At 60.4% G+C, this 21,874-nt stretch carries 18 protein-coding genes; 14 read left to right on the top strand and 4 right to left on the bottom strand.

Going from position 1 to position 21,874, the window contains the following annotated elements; genetic code table 11:
• Positions 1-37: 37 nt before the first annotated feature.
• From QMN23_RS18925 to QMN23_RS18965, 9 genes are all read left to right on the top strand, one after another.
• On the top strand, positions 38-310 hold the full coding sequence (locus QMN23_RS18925; RefSeq protein ID WP_282000891.1) for a DUF507 family protein: 273 nt from the start codon (positions 38-40) through the stop codon (positions 308-310).
• Positions 304-879 (top strand): hypothetical protein, encoded by a 576-nt coding sequence (locus QMN23_RS18930; RefSeq protein ID WP_282000892.1) that lies wholly within the window; start codon positions 304-306, stop codon positions 877-879. The genes QMN23_RS18925 and QMN23_RS18930 overlap by 7 nt, the downstream gene beginning before the upstream one ends.
• Positions 880-1,044: 165 nt before the next feature.
• Complete coding sequence (gene groES / locus QMN23_RS18935; RefSeq protein ID WP_282000893.1) at positions 1,045-1,332, top strand: co-chaperone GroES; 288 nt, start codon at positions 1,045-1,047, stop codon at positions 1,330-1,332.
• A gap of 136 nt (positions 1,333-1,468) precedes the next feature.
• The gene (groL, locus tag QMN23_RS18940) at positions 1,469-3,121 is read left to right on the top strand and encodes a chaperonin GroEL (RefSeq protein WP_282000894.1); all 1,653 of its coding nucleotides are present in this window, start codon (positions 1,469-1,471) and stop codon (positions 3,119-3,121) included.
• Between the two features lie 235 nt (positions 3,122-3,356).
• Positions 3,357-5,417 carry a serine protein kinase PrkA gene (locus QMN23_RS18945; RefSeq protein ID WP_282000895.1) on the top strand — a complete coding sequence of 687 codons (2,061 nt, stop codon included), beginning with the start codon at positions 3,357-3,359 and terminating at the stop codon, positions 5,415-5,417.
• 129 nt (positions 5,418-5,546) lie between these two features.
• Positions 5,547-6,917, top strand: coding sequence for a DUF444 family protein (locus QMN23_RS18950; RefSeq protein ID WP_282000896.1), 1,371 nt, complete (start codon positions 5,547-5,549; stop codon positions 6,915-6,917).
• Between the two features lie 69 nt (positions 6,918-6,986).
• Positions 6,987-8,627 (top strand): SpoVR family protein, encoded by a 1,641-nt coding sequence (locus QMN23_RS18955; protein WP_282000897.1) that lies wholly within the window; start codon positions 6,987-6,989, stop codon positions 8,625-8,627.
• A gap of 13 nt (positions 8,628-8,640) precedes the next feature.
• Positions 8,641-10,932 (top strand): serine protein kinase PrkA, encoded by a 2,292-nt coding sequence (locus QMN23_RS18960; protein WP_282000898.1) that lies wholly within the window; start codon positions 8,641-8,643, stop codon positions 10,930-10,932.
• 34 nt (positions 10,933-10,966) lie between these two features.
• Positions 10,967-11,356 carry a hypothetical protein gene (locus tag QMN23_RS18965; RefSeq protein ID WP_282000899.1) on the top strand — a complete coding sequence of 130 codons (390 nt, stop codon included), beginning with the start codon at positions 10,967-10,969 and terminating at the stop codon, positions 11,354-11,356.
• A gap of 95 nt (positions 11,357-11,451) precedes the next feature.
• On the opposite strand, the gene QMN23_RS18970 is transcribed toward QMN23_RS18965, so the two are convergent.
• Positions 11,452-13,272, bottom strand: coding sequence for a KUP/HAK/KT family potassium transporter (locus QMN23_RS18970; protein WP_282000900.1), 1,821 nt, complete (start codon positions 13,270-13,272; stop codon positions 11,452-11,454).
• A 131-nt stretch (positions 13,273-13,403) separates the two neighbouring features.
• On the opposite strand from QMN23_RS18970, the gene QMN23_RS18975 reads away from it, so the two are divergent.
• The 5 genes from QMN23_RS18975 to QMN23_RS18995 all read left to right on the top strand — a co-directional run bounded on the left by QMN23_RS18975 (position 13,404) and on the right by QMN23_RS18995 (position 19,853).
• Positions 13,404-15,776, top strand: coding sequence for a peptidase U32 family protein (locus QMN23_RS18975; RefSeq protein WP_282000901.1), 2,373 nt, complete (start codon positions 13,404-13,406; stop codon positions 15,774-15,776).
• A 58-nt stretch (positions 15,777-15,834) separates the two neighbouring features.
• Positions 15,835-16,740, top strand: a complete 906-nt coding sequence (hslO, locus tag QMN23_RS18980) for an Hsp33 family molecular chaperone HslO (protein ID WP_282000902.1) — start codon at positions 15,835-15,837, stop codon at positions 16,738-16,740.
• 71 nt (positions 16,741-16,811) lie between these two features.
• A complete protein-coding gene (locus QMN23_RS18985; RefSeq protein ID WP_282000903.1) occupies positions 16,812-17,495 on the top strand; it encodes a cyclase family protein in 684 nt (227 codons plus the stop codon).
• Between the two features lie 10 nt (positions 17,496-17,505).
• Positions 17,506-19,287: a diguanylate cyclase gene (locus QMN23_RS18990; protein ID WP_282000904.1), complete on the top strand. Its 1,782-nt coding sequence runs from the start codon at positions 17,506-17,508 to the stop codon at positions 19,285-19,287.
• A gap of 65 nt (positions 19,288-19,352) precedes the next feature.
• Positions 19,353-19,853, top strand: coding sequence for a BCAM0308 family protein (locus QMN23_RS18995; protein WP_282000905.1), 501 nt, complete (start codon positions 19,353-19,355; stop codon positions 19,851-19,853).
• A 51-nt stretch (positions 19,854-19,904) separates the two neighbouring features.
• On the opposite strand, the gene QMN23_RS19000 is transcribed toward QMN23_RS18995, so the two are convergent.
• From QMN23_RS19000 to QMN23_RS19010, 3 genes are all read right to left on the bottom strand, one after another.
• On the bottom strand, positions 19,905-20,252 hold the full coding sequence (locus QMN23_RS19000) for a hypothetical protein (protein WP_282000906.1): 348 nt from the start codon (positions 20,250-20,252) through the stop codon (positions 19,905-19,907).
• 132 nt (positions 20,253-20,384) lie between these two features.
• Entirely contained in the window at positions 20,385-21,305 is a 921-nt protein-coding gene (locus QMN23_RS19005) for an RluA family pseudouridine synthase (RefSeq protein ID WP_282000907.1), read from the bottom strand.
• Positions 21,302-21,823, bottom strand: coding sequence for an NUDIX hydrolase (locus QMN23_RS19010; protein WP_282000908.1), 522 nt, complete (start codon positions 21,821-21,823; stop codon positions 21,302-21,304). Before QMN23_RS19010 ends, QMN23_RS19005 begins: the two co-directional genes overlap by 4 nt.
• Between the last annotated feature and the right edge of the window lie 51 nt (positions 21,824-21,874).

Genomic DNA, 21,874 nt, shown 5'->3' on the forward strand with positions numbered 1-21,874 from the left:
GGGACCAACATCCACCAGCTCTTGGTGCGAGGTAATCATGGCTATCTCAGAAGATCGTGTCTCCCATCTTGCCCACCGAATCTACGACCGCCTCTGGCGCGACGATCTGGCCGACTTTCCCGACGAAAGCAGACCGCTCGCCTGCATCAAGGAGGCGATCACCTCGTTTTTCGCCGTTGCCGAAGAGATCGACGACACCGTTCGGCGAAAACTCGCTTCCTACGCCCAGGCCAAGGTCCCCGGCAGCCGCGAGTATGAAATCCTCTACCAGAAATTCTACCAGGAAGAGCTGGCCAAACGGAAATGGTGACCTCTCGGCTTTCCCAGAGGGGGAGACTGCGTCGGCTGATCCCTCTCTTCCTGCTCCCGCTACTGTTTACCGCCGGCTGCGGCCCGAAGCCGCAACTTACCGTTGCGCCGGCCTTCAAGCCGGTAACCGGCATCGATTCGGCATACATCGTTCCGTTTGCCGCCGTCTTGGTCCCCGATTCGTTCAATGAAACGGTGTTCAACGATTTCGTCGACCAGCTCAACCGAAACCGTCGTCAAGTCGGCGCAAAATCCTTCCTTATTCTCAAGGAGGAAGTCAAGGACGTCGATCCGGCCTGGCTCGCCCGGCAATATTACATATCCGGCGAAATCTGGAGCTATGTGGAGGATTCGGGCTGCTGCTCGACCAACATCCGGGTCAAGGCCCGGGTCTATCTTCATGAGCCCGGCCAGAAAGAGCCGTCAGTGGAAATTTTTGTTCCGCTCGAAGCGTTCTTCGACCACGACAAATCGACCCTGGAGCGCGAGCAGGACCGGCTTGCCCACAACCTTGCCCGCGAACTCTCCCAGCGTCTGCTCGCCGTTATGGCCACTGCCGCCCCCCGCTAGGCTCCCCTTCCCATCACCATCTCGCCGATTTTTTTTTCATATAGACTTGATTTTTGATGGACAGGTGATTATAGTTACTCCGTGTTAGCACTCGGCAGGGTTGAGTGCTAATTTTTTTCGATAAAACCTCATGGGCATATCATGGAAGAAAGGAGAAGCAAGCAGATGAAATTGAGACCGTTGCAAGACCGCATCCTGGTGAAAAGGATCGAAGAAGAGCAGGTAACCGCCGGAGGGATTCTCATTCCCGATACCGCCAAAGAAAAACCGCAGCGTGGCGAAATCGTCGCCGTCGGCAATGGCAAGAAGACCGAAGATGGCAAGGTCCTGCCGATTGATGTCAAGGTTGGCGACAAGATTCTGTTCGGCAAGTATGCCGGCACGGAGATCAAAGTCGAAGGACAGGAATACCTCATCATGAGAGAGGACGACATCCTCGGTGTTATCGAGTAAGATGGCTGGCCTCGCCAAAGGTCCGGCCGCGGCGGTGCGTTCGTCATGCGCCTTGCGTCCGGAGCCGTTGGCCATGGCAGATAACAGTGGTCTAAGCATCGAAAGACAAAGTTAATTTATCGGGAGGAAAAGAATAATGGCAGCCAGAATCATCAAATTCGACCAGGACGGCCGCAACGCCATCCTGAAAGGTGTCAATACCCTTGCCAACGCCGTCAAGGTGACCCTCGGCCCCAAAGGGCGCAACGTGGTCATCGAGAAGTCGTTCGGCTCGCCGCTGATCACCAAGGACGGCGTCACCGTCGCCAAGGAAATCGAGCTGGAAGACAAGTTCGAGAACATGGGAGCCCAGCTGGTGAAGGAAGTCGCCTCCAAGACCTCCGACATCGCCGGCGACGGCACCACCACCGCCACCGTCCTAGCTCAGGCCATCTACCAGCAGGGTTCCAAGCTGGTCGCCGCCGGCCATAACCCGATGGAAATCAAGCGCGGCATCGACCGGGCCGTCGAGATCATCGTCGCCGAGCTGCAGAAAATCTCCAAGCCGATCAAGGATCACAAGGAGATCGCCCAGGTCGGCACCATCTCCGCCAACAACGACCGGACCATCGGCGACATCATCGCCCAGGCGATGGAGAAGGTCGGCAAGGAAGGGGTCATCACCGTCGAGGAAGCCAAATCGATGGAAACCACTTTGGAAACCGTCGAAGGGATGCAGTTCGACCGCGGCTACCTCTCCCCCTACTTCGTCACCGATCCGGAGCGGATGGAAGCCAACCTGGAAAACGCCACTATCCTGATCCACGACAAAAAGATCAGCAACATGAAGGACCTGCTCCCGGTTCTCGAGCAGACCGCCAAAAGCGGCCGGCCGCTCCTGATCATCGCCGAGGACATCGAAGGCGAAGCGCTCGCCACCCTGGTCGTCAACAAGCTGCGCGGCGTGCTCAACATTTGCGCCGTCAAGGCCCCCGGCTTCGGCGACCGGCGCAAGGCAATGCTGGAAGACATCGCCATCCTGACCGGCGGCAAGGTGATCTCCGAAGAGCTCGGCTTCAAACTCGAGAACACCACCATGGATATGCTCGGCGTTGCCAAGCGGATCACCATCGACAAAGACAACACCACCATCATCGACGGCGCCGGCACCGAAGCCGACATCCAGGGCCGGGTCAAGCAGATTCGTGCCCAGATCGAAGAAACTACCAGCGATTACGACCGTGAGAAACTTCAGGAGCGTCTCGCCAAACTGGTCGGCGGCGTAGCGGTGATCAAGGTCGGTGCTGCCACCGAAACCGAAATGAAAGAGAAGAAAGCCCGCGTCGAAGACGCCCTCCACGCCACCCGCGCTGCGGTGGAAGAAGGGATCGTCCCCGGCGGCGGCGTCGCCTATCTCCGTTCCCTGGCCGCTCTTGACAGCGTTTCGCTGGCCACCGAGCAGCAGTTCGGCGTTAACGTCATCAAGCGCTCCCTGGAAGAGCCGATCCGTCAGATTGCCCAGAATGCCGGCGTCGACGGCTCCATCGTCGTCGACAAGGTGAAAAACGGCGCCGAGTCTTTCGGTTACAACGCCGCCGAGGATGAGTATGTCGACATGCTCGTCGCCGGGATCATCGACCCGACCAAGGTTTCCCGTTCGGCACTGCAGAACGCCGCTTCCGTGGCCGGCCTGATGCTGACCACCGAAGCGATGATCGCCGACATGCCGAAAGAAGAAGCCGCGATGCCGGCAATGCCCGGCGGCATGGGCGGCATGGGCGGCATGGGTGGCATGGGCGGCATGATGTAACCCCGCCACTGCGGCAACGCTGCAACAGAGGGGAGACCGGACGGTCTCCCCTTTTTTTTTCACCGCCGACCCTCCTCGCTGTTTACAGCACGGTTTCCCTCTCGTAACACCCTGAAATAACGCCGAATCATTTATTAAAAATAACCCGGTCGATCTTGGCGACCCGGAAAAATGTGTATAATTGATAGCGATGGGGGGTGCCCCGCGACCTGTGCTCCGAGGAGGGGAATCGACGATGAACGCTAACAGCAAATGGACGCTGCATCAACACCTCGAGGCCGTCAAGAACGGCAGCCGGCGTTTTGAAAACGCTTTCCAAGGGGTCGCACGGATGATTCTCGAAGGAGAAATCGAAAAGATCACCGTCAATGGACGGATGACCTACGATTTCAAAATCTTCCGCACCGGCCGCAAACACCCGATCGGCATGTACGACGAGATCAACAGCTTCGTGTCGTTCGTCAAGGATGCCGCCGAAGGGGGGTCATCGAAAGAGATGGCATTCGTCCTGGTCGGCGAACCTGGTAACGGCAAGACATTCTTCGTCGAATTCGTCTGCGCCAAGTACCGGCAGTTCCTCAACCGGGAAGAGAATCGCAAGTTCACCTTCCAGTTCACCGGCATGGACCGGCTCGGCAGCTACGGCAAGATTGCGACCATCGAATCGCAGACTTACGAAGACCCGATGATCCTGGCGATGAACCTGGGGGAAACGACGGACGAGACCCGGAACTACCTTGCCGCCCAGTTCGGTTTCAGTGACGATGAGCTCGAAACGTTCTACGACGATTACCGGCCCCTCGGGGCATGCTCAGGCTACATGTGGAACGACATCCGAAAATTCACCGGCGGCGATCTGGCGGAGATGCTCTCGTTCGTCGAGGTGGTGCCGGTGCCACTGACGGAGAGCCTCGGCACCGTGACCGGCAAGTATGCCGCCAAGGACAAGATTACCTCGTCGGCCGTCGACCTGCTCGGCGAGGAGTCGATCCAGCGGCTTCTCCACATCACCGACACCAACAACCCTTACCGTTTCGACCTGCGGCGCGGCGCGCTGGCCCGGGTCGCCGGCGGCGGCATCCATTTCTCCGATGAAATCTACAAGAATAAGAAGGACCTGGTCCAGGTCTATCTCGGCGTAATCCAGAACCGGGTGATCGAAATCGACGGCTACAAGTGGCCGATCGACACCCTGATCATCGCCACCAGCAACAATTCCGAATTCAATCGTTTCCTGGCCGAAAAGGAAGAGGCGCCGATCATCGACCGCTGCCGGATCTGCTACGTCTCCCACAACACTAACTACCGGATGCAGGAGAGCCTGACCAACTACGCCATCGGTAGCGAGACCAAGACCACCCTGACCAAGGAAGAGCTGCACCAGGACCCGAACCTGAATTATGCGGCATCGGTGGCCATCACCCTCACCCGCCTCCCCCGCTCGGAAAAACTCACCCCGATCGAGACGATGAAGTTGGCCGCCGGCGAGATCGCCGGGGAGAAGAGCCTCAAGACCCTGGCCGAAGTGATCGACGTACTCAACCAGGAACCGGACATCACCAAGCGGTTCGGCCAGAGAGGGCTCGGCCAGCGGAACCTCGGCCGGGCGATCCAGTTGCTGGTGGAAAGCTCAGAAACCAACGAAGGGCGCTGCATGGTCGCCCACGACGTCTTTACTTCGCTGGAGCGGATCGTTCTCGATTATGTTGCTGACGCCAACGACCGGGCCAAGTACCTTGAAGACTTGAAGACCGCCAAGGGGCTCTACCGGGAACGGATCATGACCGAGATGTTCAACGCCTACATGGACGAGCCGTACGCCATCAAGAAAGACGTCATGAACTACGTCAATATGGTCATCGGCATCGATGCCGAAAATCTCGGCCCCGACAAGATGTGGAAGTACAAGGATCCCCAGACCGGCGAACTGAAGGCGCTGAAAATCGACGAGCGTTACGTGCGGAACGTCGAAGATCGGCTCGGGCTCAAAACCGACGAGCAGCGGGAGAGCTTCCGGACCTCCGTCCGCAAGATCTATGGCCAGAAGATCTCCGTCGATCCGAACTATGACTTCATGGATAACCTGGAACTGGTGAAGGCGGTGACCGACGTCCGCCTCAAGTCCGATATCGCCGGCGCCGGAAGCCTGATCGGGGCGCTGGCCAACCGGACCAACGAGGAGAACCAGAAGCTCTACGACCGGATGATCACCACCATGCTGAAGAAACTCGGTTACTGCCGGACCTGTGCGCAGAAAACCATCGAGTACTTCTGCACCCAGGAAGACGAGACCTAGCCGCAGCGCAACGCCGGGACCCTCCTCCTCGCCCCCTCCTCCAAAAGATGGAGAACCTACCGCTTCCTCTCCCCCGGTGGGAGAGGGTCGGGGGAGAGGGGGAGCATCCGAGGCTCGGAAATCGAGAACATGGACCAAAAGCTCTTACACCTTCTCAACACACTGAACGAACAGGACCTCTCCCCGGAGCGGGAGGCCCGGCTCAGGCAGGAGCTTGCGGAGGGAAGAAAGCACATTCTTCCCTCCCCGCCCCTCGTCGCGCCGCGGCAGCCCGGCATCTACGACTACGCTGATCCGGCCGCGCTGCAAGGGATCGCTGCCATGCAGGGCAGCAGCGCCACCAGCATGCATTCCCTCGACGAACTGTTGGAGCGTGACCGGCTGCGGGAGGAAGACGGCTTTCCGCGCAAGATTCGGATCGGCAAGCTGATCAAGCCGACCCGGGGAGGAAAGGAAAAATTCGTGGTGGTACCGACCACCGTCGAGGAAAAGTTCATCCATGACCGATCGCCCCTGCCGCCGGAGGAGGAAGAGCCGCTGGGCGGAGCCGGCGACGGTGAGGAAGGGGAAGTGATCGGCGAACAGCCGGTTCGCCCCGAACAGGGAGGGGGGAGCGGCACAGCCGGCCACGGCGAAGGTGAATCTCACGAACTGGAGTCATCGGCTTACGACCTGGGGAAGATCCTGACGGAACGGTTTCAGCTGCCGAATCTGAAGGAAAAAGGGAAAAAGAGTTCGCTGTCCCATTACACCTACGACCTGACCGACCGGAACCGGGGTTTCGGCCAGATCCTGGAAAAAAAGCAGACCCTGCGCCGGATTATCGAAACCAACATCAACCTCGGCACCATCACGGACGTGGCCGACATCGATACGACCCAACTGCTCATCGCCCCGCGGGACCGGATTTACCGCATCCTCTCCCGCGAACTGGAGTACGAATCCCAGGCGCTGGTCTTTTTCATCCGCGACTATTCCGGCTCCATGGAAGGGCTGGCGACAGAAGTTATCTGCTCCCAGCACGTGCTGATCTACAGCTGGCTCCTCTACCAGTTTGCCCGCCAGGTCGAATCCCGGTTTGTTCTGCATGACAATGATGCCCGAGAAGTCCCCGATTTCTACACCTACTATAACCTGCGGGTGGCCGGTGGGACTCGCGTTGCCGCCGCGCTCCGGCTGGTCAACGAGCTCGTGGAGCAGGAAAACCTGGCCAAGGATTACAACATCTATGTGTTCTACGGCACCGACGGCGACGACTGGGACACCAACGGCGAGCAGACCCTCCCCGAATTGCGGCGGATGCTCGGCTACTCCAACCGGGTCGGCATCACCATCGCCGAGCATAATGCCTACGGCTCCACCGGAGCCACCGAAGTGGAGCGTTACCTGAAGCGGTCGGGCCTTCTGGAAGAACAGCCGGAGCTGCTCCGGCTCGACATCATGGGTGAGGACGCCGACGAGCCGCGGATCATCGACGGGATCAAGAAGCTGATTTCTTAGGAGACGGATTCGGAGGGGCAGGCCCCCGTGCCTGCCCTTCACGGGGACCGTTCCCCCGCAGGCGGGAAAATGCAACTTATCGACCAGCACACGAAAAAGATCATGGAGGGGTGCAAGGAGCGGGCACGGGAGGCTGGCCTCCGCTTCCAGGACGAAACCCTCGAATACATTGTCACCAATCGGGATATGCTGGAGCTTTCGCCAAAGGTGATGATCCCGACCCTCTACGACTATTGGGTGCATGATGTCGAAGTGATGAAAGGCAAAGGGAAATACGAACTCTATCCCCACAATCCGTACGAGACGGTAATCAACACCCGGCCCCCAATCTCGTTCTACAACGACAATAACCCCGATTGGCTGAACGTGATGATCTTCTATCATGTCCTGGCCCATATCGACTTTTTCCAGAACAATCTCTACTACCGCCATACCTGGGACTACGACCTGACCGGCAAAGCCCTCTCCGACAAGCGGCTCATCGCCCGGCTCCGTTCCGAGCACGGCCGCTGGGTCGATTACTTGATCGAATTCGGTCGATCCATCGACAATCTCGTCGGTTATTTCGACGAACTGTCCGGGTTGTTCCGCGAAGAAATTCCGCCCTTCACCCGGCGCCTCGACTTTTACTTCGACTACTTTCTCCAGACCATCAAGAAGACGAAAACGGCAGATTACGTCAAAGAGATCGAACGGTACAATCGATCGATGCGGGAATATGGTGAGCTGGGCGAGGAGACTTTTTTTGCCGACACGGCCAGAAAATACCCGGAATTCGAAGCGATCTACCTGAAGAGCACCCAAGGCGGGAAAACGCGCAAACAGGATCTCCTGCAGTTCATCATGGAGAACTCGGAGTTCCTCAACCAGAGTGAAAACAAATGGATGAAATCGGTCCTCGAACTGCTCCGCTCAACCTCGATTTACTTCCAGCCCCAGATCAGGACCAAGATTATGAACGAAGGCTGGGCCAGCTACTGGCATGAGCAGCTGTTCCTTACCGACGAGCGGATCAAGGGCCACGAGATCGATTTTGCCCGCTGCCATTCGGGTGTCACCGCTCTCAGCCGGGTGGGGCTCAACCCGTACGCCATCGGCATGCGCCTGTTCCAGTACCTCGAAGAGATTGCCGACCAGGGGAGGCTGTCACTCGATTTCCAGCGGCTCGCCGACATCGGGCTCAGGGAGCGCTACGACCGGCAAACCGGCACGGGACGGGAGATGATCTTCGCCCTGCGGGAAAACTACTGCGACTTCAGCTTCATCAGTACCTTTATCGACCAGGACTTCGTCAACCGGCACAAGCTGTTCGTCGCCGGCCGACGGTTCAACAAGGAGCGGATGGCGTGGCAGTATTACGTCAAGAGCCGCAAGGCGGAAGAGTATCGAGCCATGTTGCTCAACTCCCTCTACCATCCGCCGAAGATCGAGATCGAGCTGCACAAGGGCGGGGGAAAGTACCTTTATCTGATTCATCAGTTCGAGGAAAAACCGCTGATCAGGGAATTCATCGCCAACACGATGATGGGCATCGAATTCCTCTGGGGCGGTCCGGTGCAGTTGGAAACCAGCGAGGTGGTTTCCGGACCGCCCGCGGAAAGCTATCAGACCCTTGCCCAGCAGCCGAAGCGGGGCCAAGGGGCGAAAATTCACTGGCGCCGGTTCGTGTACACCATGGAAAACCGGGCACTCACCAAGACCGCTTTGTGATCGGAACCGACCTATGGACACCATTGCCCGGGCATTGCAACATATCGACTTGAAAATGAAGGATTGGAACCACCGTGCGCCGATCCCCTTTGAAGAATTCCTGAATATCCTCGTCAGCAGGCCGAATGCGGTGATCAGGAACATCTTTCAGCTGTTCCACGACATGGTGATGAGCCACATCAGCATCGGCTCGGACGAGTACCCGGACGACCCGGAATCGATCCACTACATGCCCTACGATTGTCGGAAGCTCTTCGTCGAGAATACCGACAACCCTTTCTTTGCCGACCGGCTCTTCGCCAACCGGCTGGTGAACCTGGTCGAAGCGTGGCAGCGTGGTACCCAGCAGAACAAGATCTACGTCTTCGAGGGTCCGCCGGGGAGCGGCAAGAGCACCCTGTTGAACAACCTGCTGATGAAATTTGAAAACTACGCCAATACCAGCGAAGGAATGTGCTACGAAGCGGTCTGGCGCCTCGACCGCCAGGCGCTCGGCGGCTATACCCGCCGGGAGACGGCGGTCTTTCTCGACAAGTTGTCCAAACTGCTCGACGAATATGAGTTCAATCAGGAGGAGTTGCTCGAAGCCGAGCACGTTCTGCACGCCGGGGACGATCTGGTGGAGATCCCCTGCCCGAGTCACGACAACCCGTTAATGATCATTCCCAAGCACTACCGGCGGCAGTTCCTCGACGACCTGTTCAAGAACGACGAGATGAAATGGCGGCTGTTCACCGAAAAGGAATACGAGTGGATCTTCCGCAACACCTCCTGCACCATCTGCAGCTCACTCTACCAAGCGCTGCTGGACCGGCTGAAAAGCCCGGCCGAGGTATTGAAGATGCTCTATGCCCGCCCCTACCATTTCAACCGGCGGCTCGGCGAAGGGATCAGCGTTTTCAACCCCGGCGACAAGCCGATGCGCCAGAACGTCTTCTCCAATGAAATGCTGCAGACCCGCATCAACTCGATCCTCCGGGACAGCAACCAGGTGAAATACCTCTTTTCCCTCTACGCCAAGACCAACAACGGCATCTACGCTATGATGGACATCAAGGGGCACAATACCGACCGGCTGATCGAGCTGCACAACATCGTCAGCGAGGGGGTCCACAAGGTGGACGACCTGGAAGAAAACGTCGATTCGCTGTTCCTGGCGCTGATGAACCCGGAAGACAAAAAAAATATCGAGAGCTTCCAGTCTTTCCTTGATCGGATCCAGTATATCAAGGTACCGTATATCCTCGACCTGAACACCGAGGTGGAGATTTACCGGAACGTCTTCGGCAAGCATATCGATCACAGCTTTCTGCCGCGGGTACTGCACAATTTCGCCCGGATCATCATTTCGTCGCGCATGAACGAACAGTCGCTGGCCATGGCGGAATGGATTCCCGAGCCGCACCGCTACAGCACGTTCTGTGACTTCAACCTGCAACTTCTGAAGATGGAGATCTACACGGGCTATATACCCGCCTGGCTCTCCGAGGATGACCGCAAGAATCTGACGGCAAAACGGCGCCGGCAGATCATTGCCGAATCGGAGATGGAGGGGGACCGCGGCTTTTCCGGCCGGGACGCGATCAAGATTTTCAACGATTTTTATTCGACCTACGCCCGGAAAGACAAACTGATCACCATGACCATCCTCAACAACTTCTTCACCAAGGTCCAACCGGAGCTGGGGCGGCAGATCCCCCCGGGATTTCTCGAATCGCTGATGCGCCTGTACAATTACACCATCCTGCAGGAAGTGAAAGAATCCCTCTACTATTACAACGAAGAGCAAATCTCCCGGGACATCCAGAACTATCTTTTTGCCATCAATTTCGAGCCGGGAGTCGACGAAACCTGTACCTGGACCGGGGAGAAGCTGCACATCAGCGAAGCGTTCTTCGAAGGGATCGAAAACCGGCTGCTCGGTGGTAGCGTGGATAGCGAAAAACGCCGGCAGTTCCGGCTCGCCACCCAGAAGGAATATACCGCCCGGACCCTGACCCAGGAGATTCGTTCCGAGGGAAAACCGATTACCGGCACCCGGCTCTATCAGACCCTCTTTGAACGCTACCTCTTCAATCTGAAGGAAAAAGCCCTGGACCCGTTCCTCGATAACGCCAACTTCCGGCGGGCAATCAAGGACTTTGGCCGGGATGAATTCAAAACCTACGACAAACGGATCAGAAGCGATGTCACCTTCCTGATCAACAACCTTGGCAGCAAATACCGCTATACGAAAAACGGCGCCAAAGAGGTCTGCATCTACGTCATCGACAACGACCTGGCCCGGACATTCGGCCGACCCTGATGCCGTCGGCCAATTTTACTGTGATGGAGGTTTTATGGTAGTGCGATGGATCAGCGTTTTGCTGGTGGTACTGTTCGCGGGAACCGGAGTCGCGACGGCCGCCGCTCCCACAGGAACACCGAACCAGGAACTCCTTGAGCGGATCAAGAACCTGGAAAATCAGATCCGTGAAATGAAAGATCTGCAAAAACAGCACGAAGACCAGCGACTGCGGGAAAAAGAGAATCAGTGTATGACGGCGATCGGGATCAAGGAGTTCTGCGGCTGCCTAACCGCCAACCTGCCGAAGGAAGTTGACTTTACCCGGTATATTCAGACCGTGGTCGGCACCCAGGATAAAGGCGTCGTCCCGGCCGATATGGACAAGAAGCTCGCCGAACGGATTTTCATGACCCGGGACATTTGCACCGGCAAGGGGAAATAGCCGGCCAGCCCGATATGCTCGGTCGGAGATCCACAGAAAAAGCCCGCGGCATGCTGCGGGCTTTTTCTGTTAAGTCTGGCGTACCCCCCACCCCTTTACATCTCTACCCGTGTCACCACCCCCTGGAGCTTGCTGGCGGGCATCTTGTTGAACTGGACAAAGTTGGCCGACTGGCGCTTGATGGTGGAAAAAATCTTCCAGATCGGGTTATTGGTGGCGATATCCTCGATGCCGTAGAAAATGACCTTCTCCTGAATCTCGTGCTTTTTCAGCAGCCGCTCGATATCCACCATTTCCATGTAGCCCGCCCGGACTTCAAAGGCGTCGAGACCGGTGCCAAACCCCGTGGTGAGCTTTACCTTGACGCCGAACGGCTCTTCGGTCCGGGTCAGCGAAACGAAGATGTTCCGTTCGTAGATGATATTGCTGCGGATGATGCAATGAATTACGTAGGGAGGGACCACCACCGCTTCACGGGTAAAGAACAGCGCGGTGCCGGGAATATTATGCCCCTTGGCATAAATCTGCTCGTAGGAAAGGAGAAAGGTCTCCAGATCGAGCGGCTTCAGCGCCCGGTAAAGCGCCCGCTGGCCGAAAGTCCAGATGAGAATGGTGGCAAAGGGGAGCGAGGCGAGGATGATCGACCAGTAGCCGCCATGGGGCAGCTTGTTGAGACAGGCGAAGAAAAAAATGAAGTCGACGATGGTCACCAGTGCGGCAAAGGGGACTTTCCATTTCTTGGTGGTCCGGGAAAAGATCATGATCATCATGATACCGGTGATGGTCATCGTCCCGGTAACCGCAAGGCCGTAAGCAGCCGCCAGGTTGTCCGATCTCTTGAAGATGAGCATGATGAAGATGACCGCCGTCAGGAGCGCCCAGTTCACCGAACCGATGTAGATCTGGGACTTGAGGTGGCTGGAAGTGTAGTCCACCTTCATCAGCGGCATGATCCGGGTGGTAATCCCCTGGTAGATGACGGAGAAGACCCCGCTGATCATCGCCTGCGAAGCGATGATGGTCGCCAGGATGGTCAGGATCAGGAACGGGATGTAGAGCAGCGGCGCTTCCCACTGGATCATGCCGAACAGCAGGTTCTTGTTCGTCCCATGGGAGAGGACGTAGGCCCCCTGCCCCAGATAGTTGATGACCAGGGCACAGAAGACGAAATACCAGGCGCGCCTGATCGGCTGGCGGCCCAGGTGTCCCATGTCGGCATACAGGGCCTCACCGCCGGTAGCGCAAAGGATTACTTCCGAGAGGACGAAAAAACCGGCGAAGCCGTTTTCCCTGAGGAACAAAAATGCGTAGTGGGGGCTTATCGCTTTCACTACCTCGGGATTGGTGGCAATGGCAGCAACACCCGAGATCGTCAGGGCGCCAAACCAGATCACCATGATCGGCCCAAAGGCGCCGGCAACTTTGTCGGTGCCCTTGAACTGGAAGACGAACAGGGTGACTGCCACCAGGGCGGCAATCAGGATCAGCGTCCAGTGGTGGAGATTTTCCAGGCCGGGAATCAGCACCATCCCTTCCACCGCGGAAAGGATACTGATCGCCGGCGTGATAACCCCATCACCCAAGAGGAGCGAGACGCCGAGGTAAGAGAGAAAGACCACGAAGGTCAGCCGGCGGCCCGGTTTGAGGAGCCGGATCAGGATCTCCTTGAGAACGATGGTCCCCCCCTCCCCTTTGCGGCCAAGCCCCATGGCAAGCCAGGAATACTCGGCAGAAACGAGGACAGTCATGGTCCAGAAGACCAGGGAGAGAATCCCCATCACATTGCCGATGGTCGGCTTGGTCAGGGCGAAGATGACAGTCAGGGTATAAATGGGGCTGGTGCCGATGTCGCCGAAAACCAGCCCCATCGACTTGATGATCCCCCCCCAGAATGAGGCGCTGCCTCCTTGTTTCATAACAGTTTCTCCCGAGAAAAATAACCGGCCCCTTATATCATTTAAGGCTTGGCAACACAATATGAAAAGCCGGCCGACCATTCCGACAAACCTGCTTGACGCACCGGCAAGCCATCGGGTAGTCTGGAGAGATGACCTACCAGCAGCAACAGCCGAAAAAAACGGAACTTCTCGCCCCCGCCGGCTCACTGGAAGCATTCTTCGCCGCCATGGAGAAGGGGGCCGACGCAGTCTACGCCGGGTTGCGGGATTTTTCCGCCCGGGCCAAGGCGAAGAATTTCAGCGCCTACCAGCTGGAACGGATGGTGGCCTACGCCCATTCGCTCTCGCGCAAGGTCTACGTTACCCTCAATACCCTGGTCAAGGAAGGCGAACTCCCCCAACTGGTGGAGACGCTGGCAGCCCTGGAGGCAATGGGCGCCGATGGGGTCATCATCCAGGACCTCGGGGTGGCACGGCTCATCCGTGACCATTTCCCTGCCCTTCCCCGCCATGCCTCCACCCAGATGACCATCCATAATCTGCCAGGAGTCCGGATGCTGGAGGAGCTTGGTTTCGAGCGGGTGGTCCTGGCCCGCGAGCTGCACCTCGACGACATCCGGGCGATCACTGCCGCCAGCAGCGCCGAAATAGAGTGCTTCATCCACGGCGCCCTCTGCTTCGCCATCTCGGGGCAATGCTATTTCTCCTCGTTCCTCGGCGGCCACAGCGGCAACCGCGGCCGCTGCGCCCAGCCCTGCCGCCGCCAGTACCGCTACCGCGGCAAGGAGGGGTACTACTTCTCCACCAACGATCTCTCGACGATCGAAATGGTCCCGCAGCTGGTCGCGGCCGGGGTTGCCTCGCTAAAGATCGAAGGGCGGATGAAATCGGCCGAATACGTCGCCAGCGTCGTCGAGGCCTACCGGCAGGTGCTCGACGCGCCGGAGCGGAAACGAAGCGAGGCGGTGGCGGCAGCCAAAGAGCTCCTCAAACTCTCCTTCGGCCGGGTGCCGACCAAGGGTTTTCTCGGCTCGCGCGAGCCGACCGATATCGCCACGCCGACCCTCCGCGGCGCCACCGGCCGGTTCCTCGGCGAGATCAGGAGCATCCGCGGCGACCGGATCACCTTCGAGACCCGGGACCGGCTCTTTGTCGGCGACCGGATTCGGGTCCAGCCGAAAAGCGACATGGCCGGGCGGGCATTCACGGTCAAGGAGCTGTTCGCCGGCAAGGAACGGCTCAAGTCGGCCAAGGAGAAGAGCCTCGTCACCGTTGCCGCCCCCTTTGCCTTCAAGGTCGGCGACGCGGTGTTCAAGGTTTCGTCCGAAACCGCCTTCACGATGAGCGAAAGCGCCTGCCAGAAACGGCTGGAAGGGGTGCAGCCGGGGAAACTCCCCTGCGCGCTGACGGTAACGTTCGTCGCCGGGGCGCTCCAGGTGGCCGGCCGGGTCGCCGGCTTCTGCCACGAGGCGTCCTTCCCCCTCGGTCCGCTGGAAGAGGCGCGCACCGCCGACATGGCGGGGGTGCTCCGCGCCCAGTTCAGCCGCACCGGTGAGACGCCGTTCACCCTGGAATCCCTGGACGCCGCCGATTTTCCTCCGCTACTCATTCCGGCCGCCCGCTTCAAGGAACTCCGCCGCGAGTTCTACCGGCAGCTGGCCGAGCGGGTAACGACCGAACTGGCCGGGCGGCGGCGCGCTGCCACCCGCCAGGCGCTGGCGGCGCTGGTGTCGGCCGGCCCGCCGGCGAAGGGGGCCCGGCCGGAGGTAACGGTCCGGCTCGAACAGCTCCGCGACGCGGCGATCCTCCACCAGCCGGGGGTCGATGCGATAGCGCTGCCGGTATCCCGGGCCAACCTCCACCAGCTCCCCCAGGCTGGCCGGCGGTTGCGCGGCGATGCGGAACGGATCGTCTGGCAGCTGCCATTCACCATCTTCGGCGGCGAACTCCCCTTCTACGAAGCGGCGGTGGCAACCCTCATCGCCGCCGGCTTCCGCCGTTTCGAGGCGAGCAACCTCTCCCACTTCGCCCTGCTCAAAGGCCGGGAGGTGGAGATCGCCACCGATTTCCGGCTTTTCTCGCTGAACAGCCAGGCGATGCTCTCTTGGCACGAGTTCGGCGCCACTGCCGCCACCCTCTATATCGAAGACGATGCCGAAAACATGGCGGCGCTGCTCCGGGCCCGCGTCCCCCTGCAGCGCCGGGTACTGATCTACGGTAGCGTGCCGGCCATGACCACCCGCGTTGCCATCAAGGGGATCAAAAGCGATGCGCCGCTGGTTTCGGACCGGGGAGAAGAGTACGAGGTGGCGGTACGCGGTTCCCTGACCACGATTACCCCGACCACCCCCTTCTCCCTGACCCATTTCCGGGGCCGGCTCTCTGAGATGGGCTGCAATTCCTTCGTCATCGACCTGACCAAGGCCCATCGCGACCAGTGGCGCCGCATCCTCGACGCTGCAGCCCGCGGCGAGGAGCTGCCGGGCACCTCGGAATTCAATTTTGTCAACGGACTCGTCTAGGATGTCCTTTGCCGTACCCTGACCGCAAGCCCCGTCCCCCAGTGAAAGGTTGTGTCCCATGAGCATTCCCCGCGAATCGAGCGACTATCTCGTCCGGATCATCAGCAGAAGCGGCACCGTCCGGGCATTGGCCTGCGTCACCACCGGCCTCGTCGCCGACGCCTGCCACCGGCACGGCACCTTCCCCACCGCCTCGGCGGCGCTCGGCCGGGCGTTGACCGGCGGTGCCCTGTTCGGGGCGCTGCTGAAGACCGGGCAACGGATCGCCCTCGCCTTCGAAGGCAACGGGCCGCTGCGGAAAATCCTGGTGGAAGCCGATGCCAACGGGGCCGTGCGGGGGTGCGTCGGCAACCCCGAAGTCGTGCTGGTCAGGGACGACGGCAAGCTCGACGTGGGACGCGCCCTCGGCCATGCCGGACTGCTCACCGTCACCAAGGACCTGGGGCTCAAGGAACCGTACCGGGGAACGGTAACGCTCTACACCAGCGAGATTGCCGAAGACTTGGCCTACTACCTGACCGAATCGGAACAGATCCCCTCGGCGGTCGGGCTCGGGGTATTCGTTGAAGCGGATGGCTCGGTCGGCGTGGCGGGCGGCTTCCTGGTCCAGGCGCTCCCCCCCCACGACGAGGCGGTCATCGAGCAGCTGATGAGCCGGATCGAGACTATGCCGGCCGTTTCGGAGCAGCTGCGCGGCGGGGCCACCCCGGAGAAAATGCTGGAGTATCTCTTTGCCGGGATCCCCTACGACACCTTGGAAAAACGGGCGCTAGCCTTCGTCTGCTCCTGCAGTCGGGAACGGCTCGAGCGGGTGCTGCTCTCCCTCGGCAAGGACGAACTGGCAGCAATGATCGCCGACCGGGGCGAAGCCGAGGTGACCTGCGAACTCTGCGGCGAGCGCTACCACTTCAGCCGTGAGGAGCTGCAGCGGCTCCACGACGAGCCGCAGCCGTCCGCCGGCTAACTCTCCCCGCCTCGCAAATCCCCCCGCGACGTGTATACTTGTTGTGACCCGACAACGTTGCGGAGGCCACCATGAAACTCTATGACATCACCGTGCCCCTTTCCGCCGACCTGCCCACCTATCCCGGCGATCCGCCGGTGACCATCGAGCCGGTAACCCGAATCGCCCGGGGCGACACGGCCAACGTTTCCCGCCTCACCCTGACCACCCACAGTGGTACCCATCTCGATGTCCCGCTGCACTTCCGCGACGACGGCAGCAGTGTTGACCTGCTGCCGCTCTCGCTGCTCGTCGGCAAAACCCGGGTGATCGATCTCCGCGGAGTGCGGGCAATTGACCGCAAGGAGCTGGCCCGCCTGCCGGTGCGCGGCGAAGAGCGGCTGCTCCTCCGGACCGACAACTCGCTGCTCTGGGAGCGAAGCGGTTTTTGTACCGAGTATGCCTGCCTCACGCCCGACGGAGCCGACTATCTACTGGAAACCGGCGCCAAGCTGATCGGCATTGACTATCTCTCCATCGAGCGTTTCGACAGCGACGGTGCCATCCACCGGCAGCTGCTCGACGCCGGCATTGTCATCCTTGAAGGGCTCAACCTCGACGGCGTCGAGGCGGGGGAATACGAGCTCCTCTGTCTGCCGCTGAATGTCCGTGGCGGCGACGGCGCACCGGTCCGGGCGCTGCTGCGGAGCCACGAACGACCCGAAACCGTGGAACGCCCCTTCGACCCCCACACGAGCCGCTGGCCCCTGTCCTGACGAGGCACCCATGTCCCGCGCGCGGAAAATAGTCAGTGCCCGGGAGCTGGACCTGCTTCGGCGCCTGCTCACCGAACGGACCGAGGAACTGGAGCGGACCAACGAACGGCTGTTCATCGCCAACCAGGTCAAGGCCGAGTTCCTTGCCCACATGTCCCGGGAGTTCCAACGCCCCCTCGATTACATCGTCGAATTTGCCACCTGCCTGCGCGACGGGGTCATGGGAGCTGTCAGCCGCGAGCAGCGTATCGGCCTGGAAACAATCATCAGCCGGGGGCAGGGAATCCAGCGACTCCTGGAGCGGGTGCTGGCGCTCTGCAACAGCGATCTCGGCACGGCGGTATTCCTGCCGAAAGAGTTCCCGGTCGACGAGCCGCTGACCCGGGTGCTCGACCAACTGAGCGAAACCGCCGCCCGGCAGGGGATCGCGATCGTCGCTCAACGTGACGAGACAGTCGGGACCATCACCGCCGACGAAGGAAAATTCACCTTCATCATCGATGAACTGCTGACCAACGCCCTCCACTTTTCCGACCGGGGGGGAACGATCACCGTCGCCCTCCGCCCGGTAGCCGCGCGCAATGACGCCGAGCCCGGCTTCCTGGAAATCCGCGTCGAGGACCAGGGGCGCGGGATCAACGAAGACGAGCTGGAGCATATCTTCAAAAGCTTCGAAGGAGGGGCGGGGATTGCCACCGGGCCGGGGAGTCTCGGTATCGGCCTAGCCCTGGTCAAACATTTCGTCGAACTGCACGGTGGGACCATTTCCGTGCGGAGCGAAGCCGGCAAAGGGAGCGTCTTCACCGTTCTCTTGCCGGAAAAGGGGCCGCCGGACCGGCTGCTCCGCACCCCGCAGGTACTGGTGGCCGCCGGCAGCGACGAACTGCTGCAGCCACTGCTCGCCCGGCTGCGCGGGGAAGGATACGCCCCGCTGATCGCCCGCGACGGCCTGGAGGCCCTCGACAAAGGAGTATCGCTGGCCCCCGATCTCTGCATTCTCGCCCTTGCCCTCCCTGAGCTGGGGGGGATCGACGTCTGCTTCCGGCTCAAGTCCCATGAGCGGAGCAAGCAGATTCCAGTAATGATCATCGCCCCGCTCCGCGAACGCTCCATAGCGATCCGCAGCGCCCAGGCCGGCGCTGACGGTTTCTTCGCCTTCCCCGGCGAAAGCAGGGAGTTGTTGCTGAAGGCGAAGAGCCTGATTGCCCAGAAATTCAACTACGATTTCCTCAAGCGGAATTACGAGATTGCCACCAGCGAGGCGTTCACCGATTCCCTGACCACCCTCTTCAACCGGCGGCAGTTCTGGCTAAGCCTCGACCACGAGCTGGCCAGGGCACACCGTTACCGGCGGAGCTGCTCCCTGGCGATGATCGATATCGACTTTTTCAAGCAGTATAACGATCGGCACGGCCATCTGCAGGGGGACGAGGTTCTCAAAACGGCGGCCGCCCTGTTCTGCAGCAGCATCCGCCATTCCGACATCGTCGCCCGTTACGGCGGTGAAGAGTTCGTCGTCATCATGCCGGAAACCGACCGCGAACTGGCATTGGTCGTCGGCGAGAAACTACGGCACGCCGTGGCCGAACACCTCTTTCCCTTCCGTGAGACCCAGCCGGGGGGAAAACTGACGGTCAGCGTCGGCATCGCCACCTTCCCCGACGATGCCCGTACCGGACGGGACCTAGTGGCAGCAGCGGACCGGGCGCTCTATTGCGCCAAGCAGCGGGGCCGGAACCGGGTCGAGGGGTGTGTTAGCGAGCCCGCCGCTGGCGACCGCTCCGGGGGATGATATACTTTTGGTTCCGGAACCGACAAATGATCAGCAGGAATTCTTTCGGGGAAAGGAGACGGCCCATGGCACAGGTTTCCCACAAGGCAGGGGTTGAGGAAAAGGGCAAGCGGACGGTGCACAGTCCCGATGTCTATCTACCGAAGGGAGGACTCAAGGAAACCGCGCTCTGCAAGAAATGCGGCGCACTGTATCACGACAAGCGTTGGACAATGGAAGGAGGGAAACCGGCGGAAGGAAACGTCACCAAGGTCACCTGTCCCGCCTGTCAGCGGATGGCCGACAACAATCCGGCGGGGGTCGCCACCTTTTCCGGCGAATACCTGCTGGCCCATGAAGCGGAAATTCTCAACTCGATCCAGAACATCGAGGCAAAGGCACGGCAGAAAAACCCGCTCGGGCGAATCATGGAGATCCGGCAGGACAAGAACATCCTCACCGTAACCACCACGGAGGAAAAGCTGGCGCAAAAGCTCGGCCGGGAAATTTTCCGGGCACACAAAGGGGAGCTCCATTATCAGTGGAGCCATGAAGAGAGTTTCGTCAGGGTCAACTGGTCGCGCTGACCCGCGACCCTGTCGGGCGTCCCGTCCGGCAAAACGGACGGGACAACCCTTTCAGTTCTTGCCAAGAGGGCAGGCGGTGACCCCCGTCGCCGCCCCGGTCCCTTTGCTGGCAACCTTCGGGCAGTTCTTTTTCACCGTTTTCCCAACCGTTTTCGGGCAATTCTTCGGGCAGTTTGCCGTTTTTTGCGGACAGCTTTGGCAATCGACCGGACACGGGGCCGTAGCAGCCGCCTGTTGCCGCTGTTTCTTGGCGGCCAGGCGACACATTTTATTACAGACCGGCGACTGCTGGTTCGCTGTCCCTCCCTGCGTTACCTCGGCAGGGCCCGCCCAGGTAACGGCAGCGCCGACAACGAGGGCGACAACGAACGATACCGCAACGGTTGCTCTCCTGACCATGTGACCTCCGGAAAAGTGATTTTCGCGCATGGTGCAGCATCGGCCGGGTAAAAGCAAGGCAATTTTCCCCCGTCGGGAAGGGCAACGGAAACCACCACGGGCGGTTGGGGCTAGCCTGCAGTCATGCCAGAGTTAATCGCTGGCAAGCCCGCCGGCCGCCGGACGAGCAACGGGGAGCGGAATGCCGGCGGCGGCACAACAGGCGGCAAAATCCCGGTCGACCGGCGCCGTGGCCGAAATGGTCCGGCCAGCCGCGTTGGCGAAGGTCATCGATCGGCAATGGAGCAGCAGCCGTGCCGCCGGATCGCCGCCATACACGGTATCGCCGAGGATCGGCAAACCGCAATGGGCCAGATGGACCCTGATCTGATGGGTGCGACCGGTAAGGGGCCGGGCTTCGACGAGCGTGAGCCCGACACCGGACGCCCGGACCCGGAAGAGCGTCTGGGCGTCCTTGCCGGGGAGGGCAACGCCGTACCGGGCACGATCGATCTTGGCGATCGGAGCGTTGACGGTCCATTGATCGGCATCGGGCGCTCCGGCCACCAAGGCCCAGTAAATCTTCTCGACCGCTCCCCGCTGCAGGGCGGCGGAAAAATGCGCGGCGGCCCGACGGTTCTTGGGGAAGACCATCACCCCGGAGGTCCCGCGGTCGAGCCGATGGACGACCCGGGCCGGTTCGTGACTGCCGGCGGCGCGGAAATAGAGGGTAACGGCGTGTTCAACCGTTCCTTTGAGCTGGTAGGGGGTTCGCTGGCAGTTGAGGCCGGCGGCCTTGTTGACCGCCAGATAATCGCGATCGTCGTAGAGGATCTCATCCCGGGCAAGGAGCCGCTCCCGGTATTCGTCCGGCTCCATGACGCCGAGGACGATTTCGTCGTGCTCGGCGAGCGTCCGGGAGGCAACCCGGACCATTGTCCCGGCAATGCTGCATCCGCCCCAGTCGATGATCTTGCGGATCCGGCTCTTGGAGAGACCGGGAAAGAGCCTGGCTGCACCGTCGTCGAGTCGCATTCCCGCCTGGACGGCCGTCACCCGCGCCGTCAGAATCATCGTTGCCTTGCCTGGGCCCGCATCAGGGCCACGATCGTCTTGCCGTCACGGATCCGGCCGTCGGCTGCCATCGCCACAGCCTCCGCCAACGGGAGGCGGACCGTCGCGATATCCTCGTACTGTTCCGGCATTGCTTCTCCCTGAGAAAGACCGTTGGCCAGAAAAAGGTGGATTCGTTCGTCGAAGACTCCCGGCGAGGTCAGAAGATCGCCGAGAGATTCAAGAGACGTCGCGGTTAGGCCGGTCTCTTCGGCCAGTTCGCGCACACCGCAGGCGGCTGGCTCCTCGCCGGGGTCGAGCCGACCGGCGGGTATTTCCAGCAGACTGACGCCGATGGAGGGACGAAGCTGGCGAATCAGGGTCACCGTACCATCATCATGGAGCGGCACGACGCCGACGCCGCCGGGATGGCGGACCACCTGGAAGCGGTGCCACCCTTTGTTGCCGATCTCCACTTCAAACTGCTCGATGTCGACGACCAGCCCCCGGAAGAGAACGGCCCGATCCCGTGTGTTCATGCGAATCCCTCCTGGACAATTGTTCACAACATAGCACTAATCGCCGCGCCC

This window comes from Geotalea uraniireducens (assembly GCF_027943965.1).
GTDB lineage: Bacteria > Desulfobacterota > Desulfuromonadia > Geobacterales > Geobacteraceae > Geobacter > Geobacter uraniireducens.

What these genes read in the sequence shown, in the direction of transcription:
- QMN23_RS18925 (WP_282000891.1), top strand. Translation starts at nt 38, where the DNA reads ATGGCTATCTCAGAAGATCGTGTCTCCCATCTTGCCCACCGAATCTAC.
- QMN23_RS18930 (WP_282000892.1), top strand. Translation starts at nt 304, where the DNA reads ATGGTGACCTCTCGGCTTTCCCAGAGGGGGAGACTGCGTCGGCTGATC.
- groES (WP_282000893.1), top strand. Translation starts at nt 1,045, where the DNA reads ATGAAATTGAGACCGTTGCAAGACCGCATCCTGGTGAAAAGGATCGAA.
- groL (WP_282000894.1), top strand. Translation starts at nt 1,469, where the DNA reads ATGGCAGCCAGAATCATCAAATTCGACCAGGACGGCCGCAACGCCATC.
- QMN23_RS18945 (WP_282000895.1), top strand. Translation starts at nt 3,357, where the DNA reads ATGAACGCTAACAGCAAATGGACGCTGCATCAACACCTCGAGGCCGTC.
- QMN23_RS18950 (WP_282000896.1), top strand. Translation starts at nt 5,547, where the DNA reads ATGGACCAAAAGCTCTTACACCTTCTCAACACACTGAACGAACAGGAC.
- QMN23_RS18955 (WP_282000897.1), top strand. Translation starts at nt 6,987, where the DNA reads ATGCAACTTATCGACCAGCACACGAAAAAGATCATGGAGGGGTGCAAG.
- QMN23_RS18960 (WP_282000898.1), top strand. Translation starts at nt 8,641, where the DNA reads ATGGACACCATTGCCCGGGCATTGCAACATATCGACTTGAAAATGAAG.
- QMN23_RS18965 (WP_282000899.1), top strand. Translation starts at nt 10,967, where the DNA reads ATGGTAGTGCGATGGATCAGCGTTTTGCTGGTGGTACTGTTCGCGGGA.
- QMN23_RS18970 (WP_282000900.1), bottom strand. Translation starts at nt 13,272, where the DNA reads ATGAAACAAGGAGGCAGCGCCTCATTCTGGGGGGGGATCATCAAGTCG.
- QMN23_RS18975 (WP_282000901.1), top strand. Translation starts at nt 13,404, where the DNA reads ATGACCTACCAGCAGCAACAGCCGAAAAAAACGGAACTTCTCGCCCCC.
- hslO (WP_282000902.1), top strand. Translation starts at nt 15,835, where the DNA reads ATGAGCATTCCCCGCGAATCGAGCGACTATCTCGTCCGGATCATCAGC.
- QMN23_RS18985 (WP_282000903.1), top strand. Translation starts at nt 16,812, where the DNA reads ATGAAACTCTATGACATCACCGTGCCCCTTTCCGCCGACCTGCCCACC.
- QMN23_RS18990 (WP_282000904.1), top strand. Translation starts at nt 17,506, where the DNA reads ATGTCCCGCGCGCGGAAAATAGTCAGTGCCCGGGAGCTGGACCTGCTT.
- QMN23_RS18995 (WP_282000905.1), top strand. Translation starts at nt 19,353, where the DNA reads ATGGCACAGGTTTCCCACAAGGCAGGGGTTGAGGAAAAGGGCAAGCGG.
- QMN23_RS19000 (WP_282000906.1), bottom strand. Translation starts at nt 20,252, where the DNA reads ATGGTCAGGAGAGCAACCGTTGCGGTATCGTTCGTTGTCGCCCTCGTT.
- QMN23_RS19005 (WP_282000907.1), bottom strand. Translation starts at nt 21,305, where the DNA reads ATGATTCTGACGGCGCGGGTGACGGCCGTCCAGGCGGGAATGCGACTC.
- QMN23_RS19010 (WP_282000908.1), bottom strand. Translation starts at nt 21,823, where the DNA reads ATGAACACACGGGATCGGGCCGTTCTCTTCCGGGGGCTGGTCGTCGAC.